This is a genomic window from Peribacillus sp. NPDC097225, from assembly GCF_044761955.1.
Taxonomy (GTDB): Bacteria; Bacillota; Bacilli; order Bacillales; family DSM-1321; genus Peribacillus.
Map to the genome: position 1 here is coordinate 711,725 of NZ_JBIWDJ010000001.1, position 18,759 is coordinate 730,483.

Below are 18,759 nucleotides of genomic sequence, written 5' to 3' on the forward strand. Positions count from 1 at the left end.
CTTAAATTATATCAAATAAATGAAACTTATTAAAAACCTATACGTAAAAGAAAGGAATCACTCTGTTTAGGAGGAAACATGATGGTATTAATACTACGGATCTTGCTTTTGGCTCTTATCATCTTTTTCATATACACGACAATCAAATATTTATTTAATCCGAAACGAAAATTGGAACTTGCACACGAACAGAAAAAGTTCTTTTTGCTCGATGATACATCGAATATCCGCAAGAATTTTTTATTGACCTACAACGGGGTGATGTTTGAAGGGGAAAAATATTTAGGTACGACCGAACGTTCCTTTGAGGTGATCTCCATTTTCATCTGGCCGAAGAAAACTTCCGCTTTGAAAGGCTTAAAGCGTGATGATTTCTTAAAGATTGAAAGAGCCATAAAAAAACAATATCCAGATGCCATGATTGACTGGAAAAGTCCGGTTAAGGAGTTTTTGACCGACTAAAATGGCAATGGCCTTGAGTGACTTCCACTCAAGGCTTTTATTTTTCATGCGATTGAAAAAATTCTTTCCATGGCACGACCGTCTGCTTTTCCCTCAATAAGTACAGCAATAAGGTAAGCGATAATAAAATGATGATGATGAGTGTCGGGCTGAAATCCGCAATATAATGACCGAAAACCGTATAGACGAAGGCAACGGGGATATTTGTCATGAAGGATAAATAAAAGTAGTTCTTTAATCCTTTATTGGATTCCAAAAGACAGAGGGATAATAAATAGTAATGGATGAACGGAATTAGCCGCAATACCGCAATTTGACGGCTGTTAAGTTTCCGATTTCCGAATAGCTTATTTTTAAGACGAAACAGTTTTTCCTGCATTTTAGGAAACTTTTCAATGACGAAATAAAAAATCATATTAGCAAGGGTCAGACCGATGATGGAGTAGATGGTTCCAAAAGCTGCCCCGAATAAAATGCCCCCTGAAATGCAAACGACTATCACAGGTATGAATAAAAACTGTCGTAACAAATGGAAAGTGATGAAAATTAATGGTGCAAACACACTGCCGGATTGAACGTAACCCATTAAAAGTGTCAGTTTTTCATCCATGTTCTCCCTCCAGCTAATTCTTGCTGCTTCTACAAGCATATACGCAATTTCAGTAACATATGACTAACGAATGATGTTGGTGAGTAATAGCACAATCTGGATAACCATTAAAGCAGGTAGCCCCCATTTAAAAGTGAAGTGCTTCGTTTTATGGCGGAAATGACGCATCCCCATGAATGTTCCCGTTCCCCCGCCAATGATGGCCCAGGTCCAGAGTGTCTTTTCACTGATCCGGTATTCCCTCTTCCGTGCCTTCTTTTTATCGATGCCCATCAACACAAACCCGATGATGTTGACCATGATGAAATAGACAAGAACGAACCATATCGTTTCCATCTTCTTTCCCTCCTTGCATATAAAAAGCCGCCCTCTTAAAAAAGAGAGCGGCTTATATCAGTCAGACTTATTTGTCTAATTGTTGTTTAGCAGCAGTTGCTAATTGAGCAAAAGCTTGTTCGTCAGCTACAGCAAGATCAGCAAGCATCTTACGGTTCACTTCGATACCAGCAAGCTTTAAGCCATGCATTAAACGGCTATAAGATAGTCCGTTGATGCGAGCAGCTGCGTTGATACGAGTGATCCAAAGTTTGCGGAAATCACGTTTTTTCTGACGACGGTCACGGAAAGCATAGTTTCCTGACTTCATTACTTGTTGGTTAGCTACTTTGAAAAGAATATGTTTCGAGCCATAGTAACCTTTAGCTAATTTTATAACCTTTTTACGACGTTTGCGAGTAACAGTACCGCCTTTTACACGTGGCATGTTATTTCCCTCCTATTTAACTCGATAAATCGAACTTATTTAATGTTATCTAACATATGACGAATACGTTTGAAGTCACCTTTGCTTACAAGGCTAGCTTTGCGAAGCTTACGCTTTTGCTTAGTAGATTTGTTAGCAAATAAATGGCTTGTGTAAGCGTTAGAACGCTTAAGTTTACCGGATCCAGTTTTTTTGAAACGTTTAGCTGAACCGCGGTGAGTTTTCATTTTAGGCATAAGGTATTCCTCCTCATTACAAAATACTTAATAATTACTTTTCGGCTTTTGGTGCTAAAATAATGAACATGCTGCGTCCATCCATTTTTGGATGTTGCTCGATTGTAGCCACTTCTTTACATGCATCTGCAAAACGAACCAATACGCGTTGACCGATTTCCTTATGCGTGATAGCACGACCTTTGAATCGGATAGAAGCTTTTACTTTATCGCCTTTTTCAAGGAATTTGATTCCGTTGCGAAGTTTCGTATTGAAATCATGTTCTTCAATCGTCGGGCTCAAGCGAACCTCTTTCAGACTGATGACCTTTTGATTCTTACGAGCTTCCTTGTCTTTCTTTTGCTGCTCGAAGCGGTGTTTTCCGTAGTCCATAATCCGGGCTACCGGAGGCTTTGCATTTGCAGCAACTAAAACTAGATCAAGATTTACACGAGCGGCTATTTCCATTGCCTCGAATTTCGTTTTAATTCCAAGTTGTTCTCCGTTTTGGTCAATAAGACGAACTTCACGGGCTCGGATGCCCTCGTTTACCATCGCGTCTTTACTAATAGTTAGCCACCTCCAAAGATATTGGCGAATACGAACGTTTGAATCAATTAGGTCACGCTCACAACTCGCTTACAGGATATAATAAAATAAAAAAAGTGTGGATGCATGCAGCACCCACACTGATAGACTAATTTAGAAAAATCCAAATAATCAAATCATGACCTGTTAACTGCATTGCTTGCGTCAACCAGGTGAGAAGCGGGTGCCTCTTCTTTCCTCAAACCGTATTCAATTCACTTTAGAAATATATCATAAACACTGATGACTTGTCAAATACTTAATTCGTTTTAATTCGTTCGTTTTTCACAACAGAATTAATCTTATCAAACATTAGGAGATTTGACAATACATTTTCCTAAAGTATTTAGAATAAATAACATTCACCATCATACGACCACGTCAAAATGGGAGTGCTTCACTACATCCTTGAATTCATAAACCCATCTTTTGATTCACCGATGCTCAGGCCTACCATAGCCTGTCACTCCATTTCCTGCATGATCATCACCTGTTAGGATTTTCTTTTGCCTTTTTCTTTTTCTCAATCGAATCCCACGAAAATAGAGCGATCCAAAACAGCAGGACTGGAAAAATGGCATATTGTCGGTAATCATCCAACATCAATAAAACGATGACTAACAAAAAAGCCGGTGCAAATAAATAGGAAAATTTCTTTTTCATGATGTCACTCCTTATTCTTCGTTGTCTTTATCATGCCTTAATTAAAAGGGAGACACAACAATATGTGCCTCCCTTTTTTTGTTAACGACTCACTTCTGCTTTAATGGCTGAAACGAAGTCTTCGAAAGATACCGTTTCGGATTTTTGTTCGCCGTATTTACGGACGTTCACACTGCCTTCGTTTACTTCATTATCACCAACGACAAGCATGTAAGGGATTTTTTGCATTTGTGCTTCACGGATTTTGTACCCGATTTTCTCATCACGAGTGTCCAAATTAACACGGATGCCTGCTGCCTTCAGTTTATCTTGGATTTCTTTTGCATATTCAAGATGCACTTCAGGTGAGACTGGAATCATTTGTGCTTGGATTGGGGATAACCAAGTTGGGAAAGCCCCTTTGTATTCTTCGATCAAGTAAGCGACAAAGCGTTCCATGGTAGAAACTACGCCACGGTGGATAACGACCGGACGGTGATGTTTACCATCTTCACCGACATAGTTTAAGTCAAAACGTTCAGGAAGCAAGAAATCAAGCTGAACAGTCGATAATGTTTCGTCTTTTCCTAAAGCCGTCCGCACTTGGACGTCCAGTTTCGGACCGTAAAATGCCGCTTCGTCTTCCGCTTCGAAGTAATCAAGGCCAAGCTCGTCCATCGCGCCTTTTAACATGCTTTGCGCTTTTTCCCACATTGCATCATCGTCGAAGTATTTCTCAGTATTGTTTGGATCGCGGTAAGATAAACGGAATGAATAATCCTTGATATCGAAATCCTTATAGACTTCTAAAATCAGGTTCACGACACGTTTTAATTCGTCTTTGATTTGATCCGGACGGACGAAAATATGAGCATCATTCAATGTCATTCCACGTACGCGCTGCAATCCTGACAATGCGCCTGACATTTCATAGCGGTGCATCATGCCAAGTTCAGCAATCCTGATCGGAAGTTCCCGGTAGCTATGGATGCTATTTTTATACACCATCATATGATGTGGGCAGTTCATCGGACGAAGAACAAGCTGTTCATTATCCATGTCCATCGCTGGGAACATTCCGTCTTGATAGTGGTCCCAGTGTCCAGATGTTTTGTAAAGGTCGACACTACCCATGACAGGTGTGTATACGTGGTCATATCCCAGGCGTTCTTCCTTGTCCACAATATAACGCTCAATCGTACGGCGGATTGTTGCACCCTTTGGCAGCCACATAGGCAGCCCTTGGCCGACTTTTTGTGAAGTCATGAACAGATCCAATTCTTTACCGATTTTACGGTGATCACGCTCTTTTGCTTCCTCTAAGAAACGTAAGTGGTCAGCCAGGTCTTCTTTTTTGAAGAAAGCCGTACCATAAATACGTTGCAACATTTTGTTCTTGCTGTCGCCTCTCCAATAGGCCCCTGCAATGCTTAACAGCTTGAATTCTTTGATCTTTCCAGTGGAAGGTACATGAATTCCCCGGCAAAGGTCAAAAAACTCACCTTGTTCATAAATCGTTACTTGCTGTTCAGCTGGAATCGCATCGATCAATTCCAATTTATATTCGTCGCCAATCTCTTTAAAACGGGAAATGGCTTCATCACGGGTTACTTCAATACGTGAGATTTCCAGGTTTTCATTGACGATTTTCTTCATTTCTTTTTCAATCGCTGAAAGGTCATCAGGAGTCAATGATTCCTCAAGATCGATATCGTAATAAAAACCGCCTTCGATGACTGGACCGACACCGAATTTAGCGTTTTTATAGAGACGTTTGATGGCTTGTGCCATTAAATGGGCGGTACTGTGGCGAAGAACTTCAAGTGCTTCCGCAGCATCTTGTGTAACGATTTCAATGGTACCGTCTTCTTCGATTGGACGTTTCAAATCATATAGTTCACCATTGAATTTACCTGCAATGGATTTTTTTCTTAGTCCTGGGCTGATGGATGCTGCGATGTCTTCAGTTGTTGTGCCTTTAGCAAACTCCTTCACCGCTCCATCAGGAAAAGATATTTTCAGTTGTTCTGACATTGTAGCTTCACTCCTTCTTTTAGTTACCATCCGTTTCAAGTTTCAGGGGGATACCAAGCAATTGCGCGGATTAAAACACAAAAAAGCCCGCCCCTGTATAAAACAGGGACGAGCTTAGTAATTAAATTAGCCCGCGGTTCCACCCTCGTTCCACTCTGCTTTTCACGGCAAAGTGACACTTGTAACTAGATAACGGCAGCTTCCCGTCAGCTCATAGTCGCAAAAAAATTGCTTTCCGAACCGAAGTTTAAAGGTGGTAAGTGTTCTATGCTAATAGGAAGCTTACAGCCTGCTGGCTTCCCTCTCTGTAAATTGGCGACTAGAATACCCGTGTCCTCATCATAACTTTTTGTTTTTAATAGTATGTAGGAAATTATAATTCGTTATGCATTGAAAATCAAGGTTAAAATTAGGTTTTACCCAAAATCCCCAAGATAATCATTCAGTGGCCTGCTTAAAGGCTGAAAGCGGCAGGACGGTCGCCCTTTCCTCGAAGATTCGAGTCATCGTTTGAATCAGGCCTTCCTCCTTATTATCCGTATAAATATATAAGCTAGCCGGTGCGATGGATAAGAGTGGTGCCCAAAGGACCGTATCAAGAAAGAATGAAATATCGGCCAGCAACTTCCTGTCAATCATGCTTGTCAGTTTTCGGCGATCCATCCTGCCGAGCTCATGATCATAGAATTGAAACCCGTCATGATTGACAAGGTGAAGCCTTGGTACCTTCGATTCCTGTTCATGCAGGCAATCCCTGAGCATCGCAATGAAATTTTGGTAATCCTGCTCGAGCTTATATTCATCGATGGCCCGAACAGCATACTTTTCCAACGCATGCTGAAAAGACCTTAACCGAAAGGTAGTGAACGAATCGAATGAAAAAGACACCTTTCCAGCCAATATACTCTGAAGGCCTTCTTCGATCAATTGCTTTTCCCTACTGAATAAACTGCCTCCACATTCGGTGTTTTCCGCTTCAATGATGGAAGAAGCTATCTCGATGATGGCATCAATTTCTTCTTGTTCTCGATAGAAAAATTTTCCGATGATGATTTGTTTAAGAACAGGAAGCGTTTTTTCTTCAAGTAAAAAGGAATGAAATGTTTCACTGAGCAGTGTCAGCCATTTATCGGTTTTTAGTTTGGACATATCGATAACGAGACCTTGTTGTGGGGAAAATTCAATATATGGTTGAACTTCTGTCCCCAAAGGATGGACAGAAACGAAATTCAGCAGTTTTAAAGCTTCCGAATCATTTTGGAACATAATTTGCACTACGACATCCCCCCTTCCCCCTTGCTTTACTTTTTTCATGTATATGGGAATAGGGGCTTATTTAGAAGTAAGATGGTGTGAAAGGGCAAAAAAAAGCAGCCTCTTTGTAGAGACCACCTTCCTTTACCTTCTGCGATTGATACCATCAAGCTTTACAGGTTCCGCTAAATATTGAATCCTCTCCAATACCCTTGCCGCTTTCACTTCTTCTTTCTCACCGCGTTGGGAATAAGTCAAGTGATTCTCCAGACCCTTCATATCAAAATTGGAAGTGAAAAACGTCGGTAAATTTTCAAGCATTCTAAATTGCAGGATGGGCCCTATGACTTCATCCCTTCCCCAGCTTGTCATCGATTCTGCCCCAATATCATCAAGCATCAGGACAGGCGCCGTTTTGACCATCTCTATTTTCTCGTTGACGGTATTATCACCGATTGAACCTTTCAGTTCCCGTAAATAATCAGGAACATAGACAATCATCGAAGAGATTTGCCTTTGCGCAAGTTCATTGGCAATCGCACCCAATAAATACGTCTTACCAACGCCAAACTTTCCGTATATATACAATCCCTTTTGACGTTTGCCAGGCTCATATTCCATGATGAACGATATCGCTTTTCCTAGGACGCCTAACCGTTTATTTTCATCGTCCGTTTGTGAAAAATCTTCAATCGTTGCCTTCAATATATCCTTGGGAACGTATAGACTGCGAATGAGCCTCTCCCGTTTCCGCTTCTCATCCTCTGCCAATTTCCTCGGACAGATTTCATAATTCAAATTAAGGGCCTTCCCTTGAACAACGAGCTTTGGATAATACCCATGCATCATATTGATGCACCCATCCAGGCTTGGACATCTATCACACTTGTTGCTCTGAGAAATGAATTCGTAAAGCTTACCTAAATTCTTATCAATCATTTCCTCTGTGACCGTTGAGCTATTGGCATTCAGAAAAAGGCGCACCTGTTCATTTTCAAAGATTTCCTGCTTCAACTGTTCATACCGTTTCTGGAAATCACCCGTATTGGCCAGTTTATTAAGCGATCTGTTAATCTTTTCCATCGTTTATTTCACCTCCAGCTTTCCACTGCTTCCACTTCTCTTGAAGTTCACGTTTTTGTTCACTCAGTTCAGGCTGTTCCGCTATCTGTTCAGGCTGTTTCTCCTCGTCCTGTTCAAGCCAGTCCGGAACCACTTCTTCTCTGATCGATTTTTTCCGGCCGCCTTTGGCAACGTTCTTGCTTCCTTGTGCCCACTCTTGGTATTTCCGGTGTTCATTTTTAGCCAGTTCCATCGCTTCTATGACTGTGGAAACCTTCAATCGTGCCCAATGACCTGCCAGTTTTTCCACATATCCCTTTGTGAATTTCATGTCTGTCTTAAGCATAACGTATTCGATTAAAACATTCACGACTCCAGGATTCAGCTTCTGATTGATCATTACACCTTCCACCACTTTTAAATCACCACTGGTCGGTTCCGCTCCTCCGGATAATTGCATGAGCCGATCACGCGGGGAAGTAGTCTCCAAATGGCGAATAAGCTCTTGCTCCTGTGTTTTCGGTTCATCCTTTTGCGTCCGTTCCCGTATAGGCTGTACACGATTGATCAAGGAAGGCATGTCGGCCTGGCGTTCAATTTGGTACCAGTCCCTTGCCGCTTTCCGAAGCAGCTCTTCATCGATCTCATCGTCCAGCGTTACGGCATCCATTACTAGTTTTTGCATTTCAAGCGGATTGATGCCATATAAAAAAGCTAGTTTGGCAATGGTATTTCTAATTTTAGGCGTAAAGGCCTTCTTGGGTACAATCGAGCTCTTCATCCCAGCGAACAAAAGATCAAAATCAAACAAGCCATCGAACCCCGAAGGCTCGACACCGTCAGATTGATCGATAAATTGCTGTTTAGGCAATGGGTTCCATTCGTTTTTGGCTTCATCCGTAACATAGAGGGAATCTAGATGATCTGATGAAAAAACCTCTGCAAAGGATTTCGTCACATATTCAAACTGGTCCGTTGCAATCGTGTCCACACAAAAGAATCTCTTCAGCCGGTTGAATTGGACTTTTCCTATTTTTTTATATAAATAGATATTCAGCATGCCATCCGTGAAAAACTGCTGCGGGGATAGGGGCGGATTCAATTCATAGATGAATTCCTTCGTATCCCCTTTCGATTTCTTGTACACATTCAGCAATCCGATTCCTTCAAGTAAAAGACGCGCTTCATATATATCGCCTAATTTCAGGCCAATGGTATTCATCAATTGATAATGGGAGGAAGCCTCCGACCAAAGCCGGTTCTCCTCCAACTCGCTCCATAACGTCATGTATAGGCTAATACAGATCGGTCCAATAAGAGGTTGGTACAGCCGTGTCAGTATTTTCCGATCATAATCATGAAGCAGCCCCGCAGAGGACACCATGTACGAATCCGCGGGGAGCAGTTCCTGCCAATGCATTGACATCTTCATTCAAACCTTTCAAAAGATATAGTGAAAAAAGAGCCAAAGTAAATCTTCAGCTCTACTTTCTTTCTTTATTTATTAAATCTTTCAGTTCATCGATAAATACATTAATATCTTTAAATTGTCGGTATACGGAGGCAAATCTCACATAGGCCACTTCATCAACTTCAGCCAGTTGGTCCATCACCATTTCACCGACACTGTCACTTTTCACTTCCGAAATACCCTGATTGCGCAATTCCTTTTCTACATAACTCGTGATTTGTTCTAGTTCCTTCAATGGAACCGGACGCTTTTCACAAGCCCTGATTAGTCCACGCAGGATTTTATCACGGCTAAACTCTTCCCGAGTCCCGCCCTTTTTCACGACGATCAACGGCGTCTCCTCGACCTTTTCAAAAGTAGTGAATCGAAACCCGCATGCCTCGCATTCCCGGCGTCGTCGAATCGATTTACTTTCATCGACAGGCCTGGAATCGAGCACTCTCGTTCCGTTATATTGACATGATGGACATTTCATCATTACCAGCTCCGTATTTTAAGTGATACTCCTAATCAAACTTCCCTAAGGAATACTATTTTATCTTAATCTTATATAAAAGGGACAACCAGTACAAGTAAAAAGTGAAACTTCAGGTAAAGGATGTGTGTACTTACTATGTAAATGCCTGTTAATGGAGCTTTTCCATGAGGGAAGAATGGCCATTTCATGGCATCAAAAAAGAGATGCATATATAGCATCTCTTGTTAACCCGTTTATTATAAAGCACCCATTTTAGTTTTTTTCATTTGCACGGGACCAAGTCCACGTGGAAGTTCAATATTCTCGCGCGTTTGTGCATTCAAAGCCTCCGCGATATAATCGGCTGCAATATTAGGATCTAAGTTGCCGCATGTATAAACATCAATGCTGGCATATCCATGTTCCGGAAAGCTATGAATGGTCAGATGTGATTCAGAGATAATGACGACCCCGCTCACTCCTTGTGGAGCAAATTTATGGAATGCCACCTCGCGAACCTCAGCACCCGATTTCAGTGCAGCATCGACGAAGATTCTCTCAATTAAATCAATATTGTTCAGTTTTTCAAAGTCACAACCCCAAAGTTCAGAAATGACATGTCTTCCCATCGTTTCCATCGTGTAAGCTGTTTCCATATTCTGTTCCCCCTTACATAATTAAAAATTCTGAATCCTTAATAACTACCACGGGGGAAAGTTAGTCCAAAGAGGTCCTAACCCTTTAAGTAGCCATTACGCAAACTCCCTTTTTAGGAAGTTCACGATTCATAGTATATAATGTATGGATTTCTTTTGCAACTGCATTTTGCATTTTTGGAAATTTAATCATTAATTGTTAATCTGACAGGACCAAGGAATTAATACACAAGGTTCCGTAACTTTCCTAAACGTATCCATAAAAATAGCCCGTTAAACATATAACGGGCCATTACTCTTATTTAACTGACATTTGAACTTCAGAAGCCTTCGTCAACTCCGAAGCCACCAATTTTACAAGATCGACTACTCGATTGGAGTAACCCCACTCGTTATCGTACCAAGCCAGAATTTTCACTTTTCTATCACCAATCATCATCGTCGACAGACCATCGATGATGGCAGAATGCGGATTGGTCTTGAAATCACTTGAAACAAGCGGTTCTGTTGTATATTCCATAATTCCTTTAAGCTCATTTTCTGAGGCATCTATGAAAGCCTGATTCACTTCATCAATCGTAACATCACGGTTTAAATCCACAACAAGGTCGACTAAAGAGACGTTCGGCGTCGGTACACGTATGGCCATACCATGAAGTTTGCCCTTCAATTGAGGCAACACCAATGAAAGAGCTTTAGCTGCCCCTGTAGTCGTAGGGATGATACTTTCTGCAGCCGCACGGGCACGCCTTAAATCTTTGTGCGGGTTATCGATGTTATTTTGGTCATTCGTATAAGAATGGATGGTTGTCATCAAACCATTGTCTATGCCGAACTTTTGATCAAGTACTTTGGCAACCGGTCCAAGGCAATTAGTCGTACACGACGCATTCGAAATGACGAAATGCTTGTCGATTTCTAACGCTTCCTGATTTACGCCCATCACAATGGTAACGTCTTCATTTTTACCCGGCGCGGAAAGGATGACCCTTTTTGCCCCTGCTTCTAAGTGCATGGCGGCTTTAGAACGCTCATTGAATTTACCCGTAGCTTCGATTACAATATCTATATCCATCTCTTTCCAAGGCAATAGCTTTGGATCGCGATTATTTATCAGTTGTACACGTCGTCCATTCACTACAAGAGAATCATTTTCGGCAATGATTATGCCGTCAAACTTCCCATGAATTGTATCATACTTCAATAAATGGGCTAACGTTTCAGCGGGATAGCTTGCATTAATGGCAACGATGTCCAGACTCTCATCTACTATTGCCTTACGGAAAACCATTCTTCCAATTCTTCCAAATCCGTTAATCGCTATTCTTGAATTCATTTATCGGACCCTCCTGAATATATTAATGTTATACTTAATACCCTTCATATGTAATTAGTATAACACATTACTCTTGAAATGTGTTAATAAAAAAGCGGATTTCTTCCTTTTTCAAAACAAAAAGGAAGAAACCGTTAAAGTCCCTTCCTTTTCCACTCTATAGGATCTCCCATTTCTTAAGTATTTCAACAACCTGCTTTTTGGTTTCTTCTATATCGCCATTATTATCGACGATGGCATCCGCTAGTTCCTTTTTATCTTTCAAGGGCATTTGCGAATGGATTCTCGCTAAAGCGTCGGTTTCCGTCAACGCATTCCGGTTCATTAATCGCTCTAGTTGAACCGATTCATCCACGTATACCAAAAGTGTCCTTTCCACCATGAACGTCAGCTTGCTTTCGAACAGGAGTGGAATGTCCATGAATACCGTTTCCGCTCCAGCAGCAAGGGCCTTTTCCGTTTCTTGGCGCATCCAATTTCTCACGGCAGGATGTACGATACGATTTAAAAGCAACCTTTTTTCTTGATCGTGAAATATGATCGAGCCTAACTTTGCCCGGTCGATCCTTCCATCAGACAATAAAAGATCTTCCCCGAAAGCCTTCACCACTTGTAGGTAGGCCTCTTCTCCAGGTTCCACGACTGCACGGGAAGCCACATCCGCATCCACTATCACGAAACCCAATTCTCTTAAATACTGACTGACACTACTTTTCCCACTGGCAATTCCACCAGTGATCCCGATGATTTGTCCCATAAGCTCCCCCTTTTCCCCGTTCTTTATAACTTGAATAATCCGATTAAAATCAGTAATACCCCCGGAAGAAAGGTCAGATGCTGCACGATTTTATTATTGGAAAGCAATTTGCCGGATTGAAGTCCGCTCCCGATAAAGATGAAGCTCATCACGGCAATGCAAAGTGCAAGAATGATTGGGGAAATCCCCATCATGGCAGCTCCCACTCCGGCACCGAACGCATCTAGCGATAATGCGAAGCCCAGTACAAGCGCCTCGATACCGGTAATCGTCCCTGATCTATCAAAATCGGCATTCATTGGTTTTTGTAAGATATTGATAGCCACTCCAAGTGATTTAATTTCAAAATTGAAGATGATTTTTTCGTGATATCGCTCATCATTCGTTTCCTTCTCGGGCCTAAAATATTGGTACACCATCCACGACCCCAAAAGTACGAGGATAATGCCCCCTGTTTTTTCTGCGGCCCCGACAGAGATAAGCTGACTGATGAATTCACCGATGACCATCGCAATACCCAAGCTCATTGCCGAACAGACCGATACGACAGCAATGGATTTCAAGGGTATTTTCACCTTGCGCATACCGAACGTCATGCCCACACCGAAACCGTCAATACTTACTGCAAAAGCAAGAAAAATAATTTGTAGCCACATCGGAATGAATGCTCCTTCCCATCTAGTTGCTACCCCAGTATATGGAAAGAGCCCATCCGATGTGTTTTATCAAATGATTACTTATTTGGCTGGCAAGTCGGGCATATATGTGTGCCCCGTCCTGCGACGACTAGCTTTTCTAACGCGGTACCGCAAATTTTGCAGTTTTCCCCTTTGCGTCCGTATACATTCAGTTCCAACTGAAACATGCCGATTTGACCTTGTGAGTTGACGTATGAACGTATCGTGCTCCCGCCTTTTTCCACCGCTTCGCTCAAAGTGGCGATGATTTCGGCATGCAGTTTTTGAATTTCTTCCAGTGTGAGGGTGGAAGCCACTCGTTCCGGATGAATGCCTGAACGGAATAAGGATTCGTCCACATATATATTACCGATCCCGACCACGACGGTTTGGTCGAGTAGAACAGGTTTGATTTTCCTGCTCGTTTTCGCAAGTTTTGCACGAAGTCCCTCGACGGTGAATTCTTCCGATAGTGGTTCAGGACCTAAATGCAACAGAGGCATTTGCACCATTTCTTCTCCTTTACGAAATAAATGCATCGTTCCGAATTTGCGGACATCCCGATACCTAAGCTCACTGCCATCCGTGAAGGTGAAGATGACATGGGTATGCTTATCGTAAGGTTCCTCTTTCGAATGGACCCCGTATTTCCCTTCCATCCTTAAATGGGAGACCATCGCATAGTCGTCCATGTTGAAAATGAGGAACTTGCCCCGACGGCCAATGCTGTGGATCGTCTGACCCCTTAATGCATCTTGAAACTGTTCAACTGGCTCAGGTGCCTTTATGATTTTGGGCCAGAAGACGGAAACCTCCAGGATTTCCTTTCCTAAAACAAGCTGTTCCAATGTTCTTCTGACGGTTTCCACTTCAGGAAGTTCTGGCATTATAATCACCTATCTTCATTTATTTAGCATCGAACCATGTTGGTCCATATGCATAATCCACTTTGAGTGGAACGTTCAATTCAATCGCATTTTCCATTTCTTCCGGTACGATTTTCATCAGGATCTCGAGCTCCTCCGGTGGTGTTTCGAAAATCAATTCATCATGAACCTGCAGAAGCATCCTCGTTTTAAGCCCTTCTTTTTTCAGGCGTTCGTTCATATTGATCATCGCTAGTTTAATGACATCTGCGGCACTTCCCTGAATTGGGGTATTCATCGCTGTCCTTTCAGCAAAACTTCTGATATTGAAATTACGGCTCGTGATTTCGGGAATGTAGCGTCTTCTTTGCAGTAATGTTGTACTGTATCCATTCTTACGTGCTTCATGAATGCTTTCTTCCATATAATCCTGCACACCAGGGAAGCTTTTGAAGTACCTCTCGATGAACTCCCCAGCTTCCTTACGTGTTATCCCAAGACTTTGAGAAAGTCCATAGTCACTTATTCCATAAACGATTCCGAAGTTTACGGCTTTAGCGTGTCTACGCATATTTGATGTGACTTCCTCGGAAGGCACATGGAATACATCCATTGCCGTCCTTGTATGAATATCCATCCCGGCCCTGAACGCTTCAACCAATCCACTGTCATTGGCGATATGCGCCAATACGCGGAGCTCGATTTGCGAATAGTCGGCTGCGAAGATAATCCAATCCTTTTCGGAAGGAATGAACGCCTGTCTGATTTTCCGACCTTCCTCTAGACGAATCGGGATATTTTGCAAGTTAGGGTCCGTTGAACTAAGGCGGCCCGTTTGGGTCAACGCCTGATTGAATCGGGTATGCACCTTATCCGTTTCCTGGTTCACCACTTTGAGCAAGCCCTCGATATAAGTCGATTGCAACTTGCCCAATTGCCGGTACAACAGGATTTCCTTTACGATATCATGCTGGCTTTCCAGTTTTTCCAGTACATCCGCTGACGTGGAGTAGCCCGTTTTTGTCTTTTTGTACACGGGGAGCTCCAATTTTTCAAATAAGATCACCCCGAGCTGTTTCGGGGAATTGATATTGAATGCCTCCCCGGCTAAATCGAAAATTCGTTCCTCAATGCTTCTTAAGCGGACAGCCAATTCCTGTCCCATCTTTTTCAGCCTTCCGATGTCCACCTTTACGCCCTGCCACTCCATATTTGCTAGGATGATGGATAATGGCAGCTCAAGGTCCGTTAACAAATCGTATTGTTCGAACTCACGCAACTTTTCGATCATCGGGTCTTTCAATGCAAAAATGCCCTTCGCTTTTCTGGCAATATGCTCACTAAGTTCTGCATCTCCAGGTATCTTCCTCTTTGCCCCTTTTCCATAAAAGACATCATCGCTCTCTAGCCGCACAAGCCCTTGCGTTTTCGTGATTTCCGCCACTTCATCTACAGACTCTCCGGGATCCAAGATATAGGAAGCTAGAAATACATCAAAATCAATGCCTTTTATATCGATTCCACGGTGGCGCAGAAGTACAACCGTACGCTTCGCATCAAAGACCGTTTTCTTTTTGGTATCATCCTCCGCCCATGTTTTGAATACTTCAGATGTCAGTACGGTTTCACCCGGGAAATAAAAATGTCCATGTTCATTACTGATGGAGATACCCAGGATTTCTGCACGATGGTAGTTATCCTCAAGAATTTCAATGTATAGGGCATTCTCATCGGCAAGCATATCCATTGTCAATTCTGAACCCGTCTGAACATGGATGTCTTCCTGTTCTAGCGGTTCCCCTCCTGATACGTCCAGTTTTTCCAGAAGAGTCGAGAAACCTAACTCTTTATAAAAGTCAATGACCTTTTCCTGATCCATTCCGTTATATTCCGTTTCGTCCACACCCACTTCAATGGGAGCTTCTCGTGTGATTGTCGCAAGCTCCTTACTTAGTAGCGCAAGGTCTTTATGCTCCTCAATCTTTTCTTTTAACTTCTGTCCGCTAACCTCATCAATCGATTGCAGCAGGTTTTCGACCGTTTCGAATTGATGCAGCAATTTAAGTGCCGTTTTCTCGCCCACACCGGGGATGCCTGGGATATTATCGGATGCATCGCCCATCAATCCTTTAAGATCAATGATTTGTACGGGGGAAAGGCCATACTTTTCATGGATATGCTTCGGTGTATACTCCTCGATTTCAGTGATGCCCTTCTTCGTAATCGAGACGGTCGTGTTTGGCGAAGCTAATTGTGTTAAATCCTTATCCCCGGAAATGACCTTCACCTCGAACCCATCTTTCTCGGCCTGAAGGGAAAGCGTTCCGATAATATCGTCCGCTTCATAATTTTCCAGTTCGTACCGTTTTATTTGAAAGCAATCAAGCAGCTCCCTTATGAAGGGGAACTGTTCAGATAGTTCCGGTGGCGTTTTCTGACGGCCACCCTTGTATTCCTTAAAGGACGCATGTCTAAACGTCGTTTTGCCGGCATCAAAGGCCACGAGTATATGGGTCGGCTTTTCTTCCTCCAGAATGCGATTGAGCATCATGGTGAAGCCATATACAGAATTCGTATGGACCCCTTTGTCGTTATTCAAAAGCGGAAGCGCAAAAAATGCGCGGTAAGCTATGCTATTTCCATCTATAAGTACTAACTTTTTATTCAAAATTGTCTTCCTCCAGTCACACCCGTTTTATGTAGGTCGGCTTCTATTAATCACACAAAAAAACCGTTCATCGTCTCTTTCCATTCTACCATGAGTGGAAGTGGAAAGAAAAATGAACGGCTATGCTGTTATTTAGTATTTCCCATTAACAAGCTTGCGTACGGCGAGTCGGATGGTAAAATGATAACCGTTTGATTACCGACCGTTTTTTTGTAAGACTCCAGCGTCCGGTATAGTTTATAAAACTCTGGATCCTTGGAAAATGATTTATTATATATCTTAGCTGATTCTCCTTCTCCTTCAGCACGGATGACTTCTGCATCAGCTTCCGCCGATGAAAGCATTTCCTTCACTTTTCGGTCAGTGTTTGCGATGGTCCGGTTTTTCTTCGCATCCCCTTTTGATAGATATTCCTGCGCTTTACTTTCCCGCTCGGATATCATCCGCTTATAGACCGACTCCTCATTTTCAGCAGGTAAATCCGTCCGTTTGATACGAACATCAGTAAGACTGATTCCATAGTTGTCCTTCACTAACAGTTCATTGACCTTATCTGTGATGCGGTCGTTCAAGCTTCCCCTCGATGATTTCTCGTTGATGATTTCATCATAGTTCAGCTGCCCCAACTCTGAACGGACCGCAGAATAGATGAACTCTTCCATCCTTGTTTCGGCGTTTTCCAGTGTTCTCGCATTGGTGATCAATTTTTTCGGGTCTTCAATCCGCCAGACCGCATAATTATCGATCAACATCCTTTTTTTATCTCTTGTATTGATTTCTGCCTCGGATACATCGGAGCTCATTTGATACTTGGGCAAGGTCACAACGCTTTGAATGAATGGCACCTTGGCTTTCAGTCCTGGTGTTTTATCAATCCTAACCACTTCTCCAAATTGGCGGACGACTTTGTATTCCCCTTCTTTGACAATATACACATTAGTGAAGATGATCAGCATGAGGATGATAAAGATGATGAAGAATATCCCTATTTTCACATAACCTCTCCAATGAAAATCGCCCTTTTTTAGCTCATTGAAATCAATCACTTTTCCACTCATGGCTGGGTGCCCCCTTTCACTGCCGACTCTTCGTTATCCGGTGCTTTTGCTTCTTCTTCCTCAGGGACAGGCACCGTTTTCGTTTCTTCTTTTTCTAATGGGCGGAGCGGTAAATACTTCATTGTATTGCCATCATCATTCATGATATAAATATCCGCATTCGGCAATACCTGTTCAAGCGTCTCAATAATCAGACGGTCCCTTGTAATATCCTTATTGCCTTTATATTCACTATATAGTTTTTCAAATACTGCCACATCACCGCGGGCCGCTTCCGTACGGGCTGCTTTATCGCCGTTCGCTTTTGAAATAAGGGCATCTTTCTCCCCTTCCGCTTCATTAATCCTTTTGTTCTCGTATTTATTGGCTTCATTGATTTTCGTATTCGCCGTCTCCCTGGCATCCGTTACGTTCGTGAAAGCTTTACGCACTTCTTCGTTGGGCAGCTCGACATCCTGCAATTTAACCGCGGAGATGGAAATGCCCACGTCATATTTCTTCATCAATTCCGACAGCAATTCACGAACATCCGCTTCAATTTTCGCCTTACCGGAAGTGAGGGCATCGTCGATTTTCGTACTTCCGATGATGCTCCTTAAAGACGCGGAAGTCGTATCATATAAAATCTTCTGTGGATCATCCGAATTGAAGAGATATTTAGGAGGGTCGGTAATTTTCCATTGCACCACCAAGTCAGCCAGTACAATATTCTCATCACCTGTTATCATCTTGGTCTCTCTCGGATACTCCTTCACTTTTCCTCCTTCTTCCTTATACCCGAATTGGAGGCTGAATGTTTCCTTGGATAGTTTATGGACCGATTGAATCGGCCAAGGTAATTTAAAATGAAGACCTGGCTCTGTTATCGTCTCCTCCACCTTACCAAACGTCATAATGACGGATTGATCTGATTCATCCACCGTATACCAGGTGGAAATGGCCACCACTCCAAGTATTATAATAAGTAAAACAAGTCCCGTTACCGTATAAATCCTTTTTAAGCTTACGATATGTATCACCCCTTCTATTTGGTGTTATATCTTATTTACGCAAAGAAGGGACCAAAGTTTCGTAAAATTGAAAATTTTTAACAAGTCAGCACTGACTCCCCATTTTCAGACAGAAAAAGGCAGGGACTAAAATGTCCCTGCCTTACTTAACTCCTTGGATGAGGGGTTGTAC

20 protein-coding genes and 1 other annotated feature are annotated in these 18,759 nt (G+C 42.4%); of the genes, 1 reads left to right on the plus strand and 19 read right to left on the minus strand.

Going from position 1 to position 18,759, the window contains the following annotated elements:
• Positions 1 to 81 precede the first annotated feature (81 nt).
• Positions 82 to 462: a sigma-w pathway protein ysdB gene (locus ACIQXH_RS03535; protein WP_402874451.1), complete on the plus strand. Its 381-nt coding sequence runs from the start codon at positions 82 to 84 to the stop codon at positions 460 to 462.
• Between the two features lie 37 nt (positions 463 to 499).
• On the opposite strand, the gene ACIQXH_RS03540 is transcribed toward ACIQXH_RS03535, so the two are convergent.
• The 19 genes from ACIQXH_RS03540 to hflK all read right to left on the minus strand — a co-directional run bounded on the left by ACIQXH_RS03540 (position 500) and on the right by hflK (position 18,587).
• The gene (locus tag ACIQXH_RS03540; RefSeq protein WP_402874448.1) at positions 500 to 1,072 is read right to left on the minus strand and encodes a TVP38/TMEM64 family protein; all 573 of its coding nucleotides are present in this window, start codon (positions 1,070 to 1,072) and stop codon (positions 500 to 502) included.
• A gap of 63 nt (positions 1,073 to 1,135) precedes the next feature.
• Positions 1,136 to 1,408 carry a DUF1294 domain-containing protein gene (locus tag ACIQXH_RS03545; RefSeq protein WP_402874445.1) on the minus strand — a complete coding sequence of 91 codons (273 nt, stop codon included), beginning with the start codon at positions 1,406 to 1,408 and terminating at the stop codon, positions 1,136 to 1,138.
• 67 nt (positions 1,409 to 1,475) lie between these two features.
• Positions 1,476 to 1,835, minus strand: coding sequence for a 50S ribosomal protein L20 (gene rplT / locus ACIQXH_RS03550; protein WP_402874442.1), 360 nt, complete (start codon positions 1,833 to 1,835; stop codon positions 1,476 to 1,478).
• A 35-nt stretch (positions 1,836 to 1,870) separates the two neighbouring features.
• On the minus strand, positions 1,871 to 2,071 hold the full coding sequence (rpmI, locus tag ACIQXH_RS03555; RefSeq protein ID WP_034309070.1) for a 50S ribosomal protein L35: 201 nt from the start codon (positions 2,069 to 2,071) through the stop codon (positions 1,871 to 1,873).
• 34 nt (positions 2,072 to 2,105) lie between these two features.
• A complete protein-coding gene (gene infC / locus ACIQXH_RS03560; RefSeq protein ID WP_402874439.1) occupies positions 2,106 to 2,606 on the minus strand; it encodes a translation initiation factor IF-3 in 501 nt (166 codons plus the stop codon).
• Positions 2,607 to 2,704: 98 nt separating this feature from the next.
• Positions 2,705 to 2,841: a sequence feature (ribosomal protein L20 leader region), on the minus strand.
• Between the two features lie 284 nt (positions 2,842 to 3,125).
• Positions 3,126 to 3,302, minus strand: a complete 177-nt coding sequence (locus tag ACIQXH_RS03565) for a hypothetical protein (RefSeq protein WP_402874436.1) — start codon at positions 3,300 to 3,302, stop codon at positions 3,126 to 3,128.
• A gap of 81 nt (positions 3,303 to 3,383) precedes the next feature.
• Positions 3,384 to 5,315, minus strand: a complete 1,932-nt coding sequence (gene thrS / locus ACIQXH_RS03570; protein ID WP_403122144.1) for a threonine--tRNA ligase — start codon at positions 5,313 to 5,315, stop codon at positions 3,384 to 3,386.
• Between the two features lie 438 nt (positions 5,316 to 5,753).
• Positions 5,754 to 6,581 carry a sporulation protein YtxC gene (ytxC, locus tag ACIQXH_RS03575; protein ID WP_403122612.1) on the minus strand — a complete coding sequence of 276 codons (828 nt, stop codon included), beginning with the start codon at positions 6,579 to 6,581 and terminating at the stop codon, positions 5,754 to 5,756.
• A 132-nt stretch (positions 6,582 to 6,713) separates the two neighbouring features.
• On the minus strand, positions 6,714 to 7,652 hold the full coding sequence (gene dnaI, locus ACIQXH_RS03580) for a primosomal protein DnaI (protein ID WP_402874427.1): 939 nt from the start codon (positions 7,650 to 7,652) through the stop codon (positions 6,714 to 6,716).
• Positions 7,639 to 9,057: a replication initiation and membrane attachment family protein gene (locus ACIQXH_RS03585; RefSeq protein WP_403122146.1), complete on the minus strand. Its 1,419-nt coding sequence runs from the start codon at positions 9,055 to 9,057 to the stop codon at positions 7,639 to 7,641. Before ACIQXH_RS03585 ends, dnaI begins: the two co-directional genes overlap by 14 nt.
• A 58-nt stretch (positions 9,058 to 9,115) precedes the next feature.
• The gene (gene nrdR / locus ACIQXH_RS03590; RefSeq protein WP_402874421.1) at positions 9,116 to 9,577 is read right to left on the minus strand and encodes a transcriptional regulator NrdR; all 462 of its coding nucleotides are present in this window, start codon (positions 9,575 to 9,577) and stop codon (positions 9,116 to 9,118) included.
• 239 nt (positions 9,578 to 9,816) lie between these two features.
• On the minus strand, positions 9,817 to 10,197 hold the full coding sequence (gene speD / locus ACIQXH_RS03595) for an adenosylmethionine decarboxylase (RefSeq protein ID WP_402874640.1): 381 nt from the start codon (positions 10,195 to 10,197) through the stop codon (positions 9,817 to 9,819).
• Positions 10,198 to 10,513: 316 nt separating this feature from the next.
• Positions 10,514 to 11,551 carry a glyceraldehyde-3-phosphate dehydrogenase gene (locus ACIQXH_RS03600; protein WP_402874420.1) on the minus strand — a complete coding sequence of 346 codons (1,038 nt, stop codon included), beginning with the start codon at positions 11,549 to 11,551 and terminating at the stop codon, positions 10,514 to 10,516.
• Positions 11,552 to 11,708: 157 nt separating this feature from the next.
• Positions 11,709 to 12,308, minus strand: a complete 600-nt coding sequence (coaE, locus tag ACIQXH_RS03605; RefSeq protein ID WP_402986579.1) for a dephospho-CoA kinase — start codon at positions 12,306 to 12,308, stop codon at positions 11,709 to 11,711.
• A gap of 23 nt (positions 12,309 to 12,331) precedes the next feature.
• Positions 12,332 to 12,964: a sporulation membrane protein YtaF gene (gene ytaF / locus ACIQXH_RS03610; RefSeq protein WP_402874414.1), complete on the minus strand. Its 633-nt coding sequence runs from the start codon at positions 12,962 to 12,964 to the stop codon at positions 12,332 to 12,334.
• A gap of 77 nt (positions 12,965 to 13,041) precedes the next feature.
• On the minus strand, positions 13,042 to 13,872 hold the full coding sequence (gene mutM, locus ACIQXH_RS03615) for a DNA-formamidopyrimidine glycosylase (RefSeq protein WP_403122148.1): 831 nt from the start codon (positions 13,870 to 13,872) through the stop codon (positions 13,042 to 13,044).
• 19 nt (positions 13,873 to 13,891) lie between these two features.
• Positions 13,892 to 16,519, minus strand: a complete 2,628-nt coding sequence (gene polA, locus ACIQXH_RS03620; RefSeq protein ID WP_402874408.1) for a DNA polymerase I — start codon at positions 16,517 to 16,519, stop codon at positions 13,892 to 13,894.
• 128 nt (positions 16,520 to 16,647) lie between these two features.
• On the minus strand, positions 16,648 to 17,577 hold the full coding sequence (gene hflC, locus ACIQXH_RS03625) for a protease modulator HflC (RefSeq protein ID WP_402874405.1): 930 nt from the start codon (positions 17,575 to 17,577) through the stop codon (positions 16,648 to 16,650).
• Positions 17,574 to 18,587, minus strand: coding sequence for an FtsH protease activity modulator HflK (gene hflK / locus ACIQXH_RS03630; protein WP_402874637.1), 1,014 nt, complete (start codon positions 18,585 to 18,587; stop codon positions 17,574 to 17,576). Before hflK ends, hflC begins: the two co-directional genes overlap by 4 nt.
• Between the last annotated feature and the right edge of the window lie 172 nt (positions 18,588 to 18,759).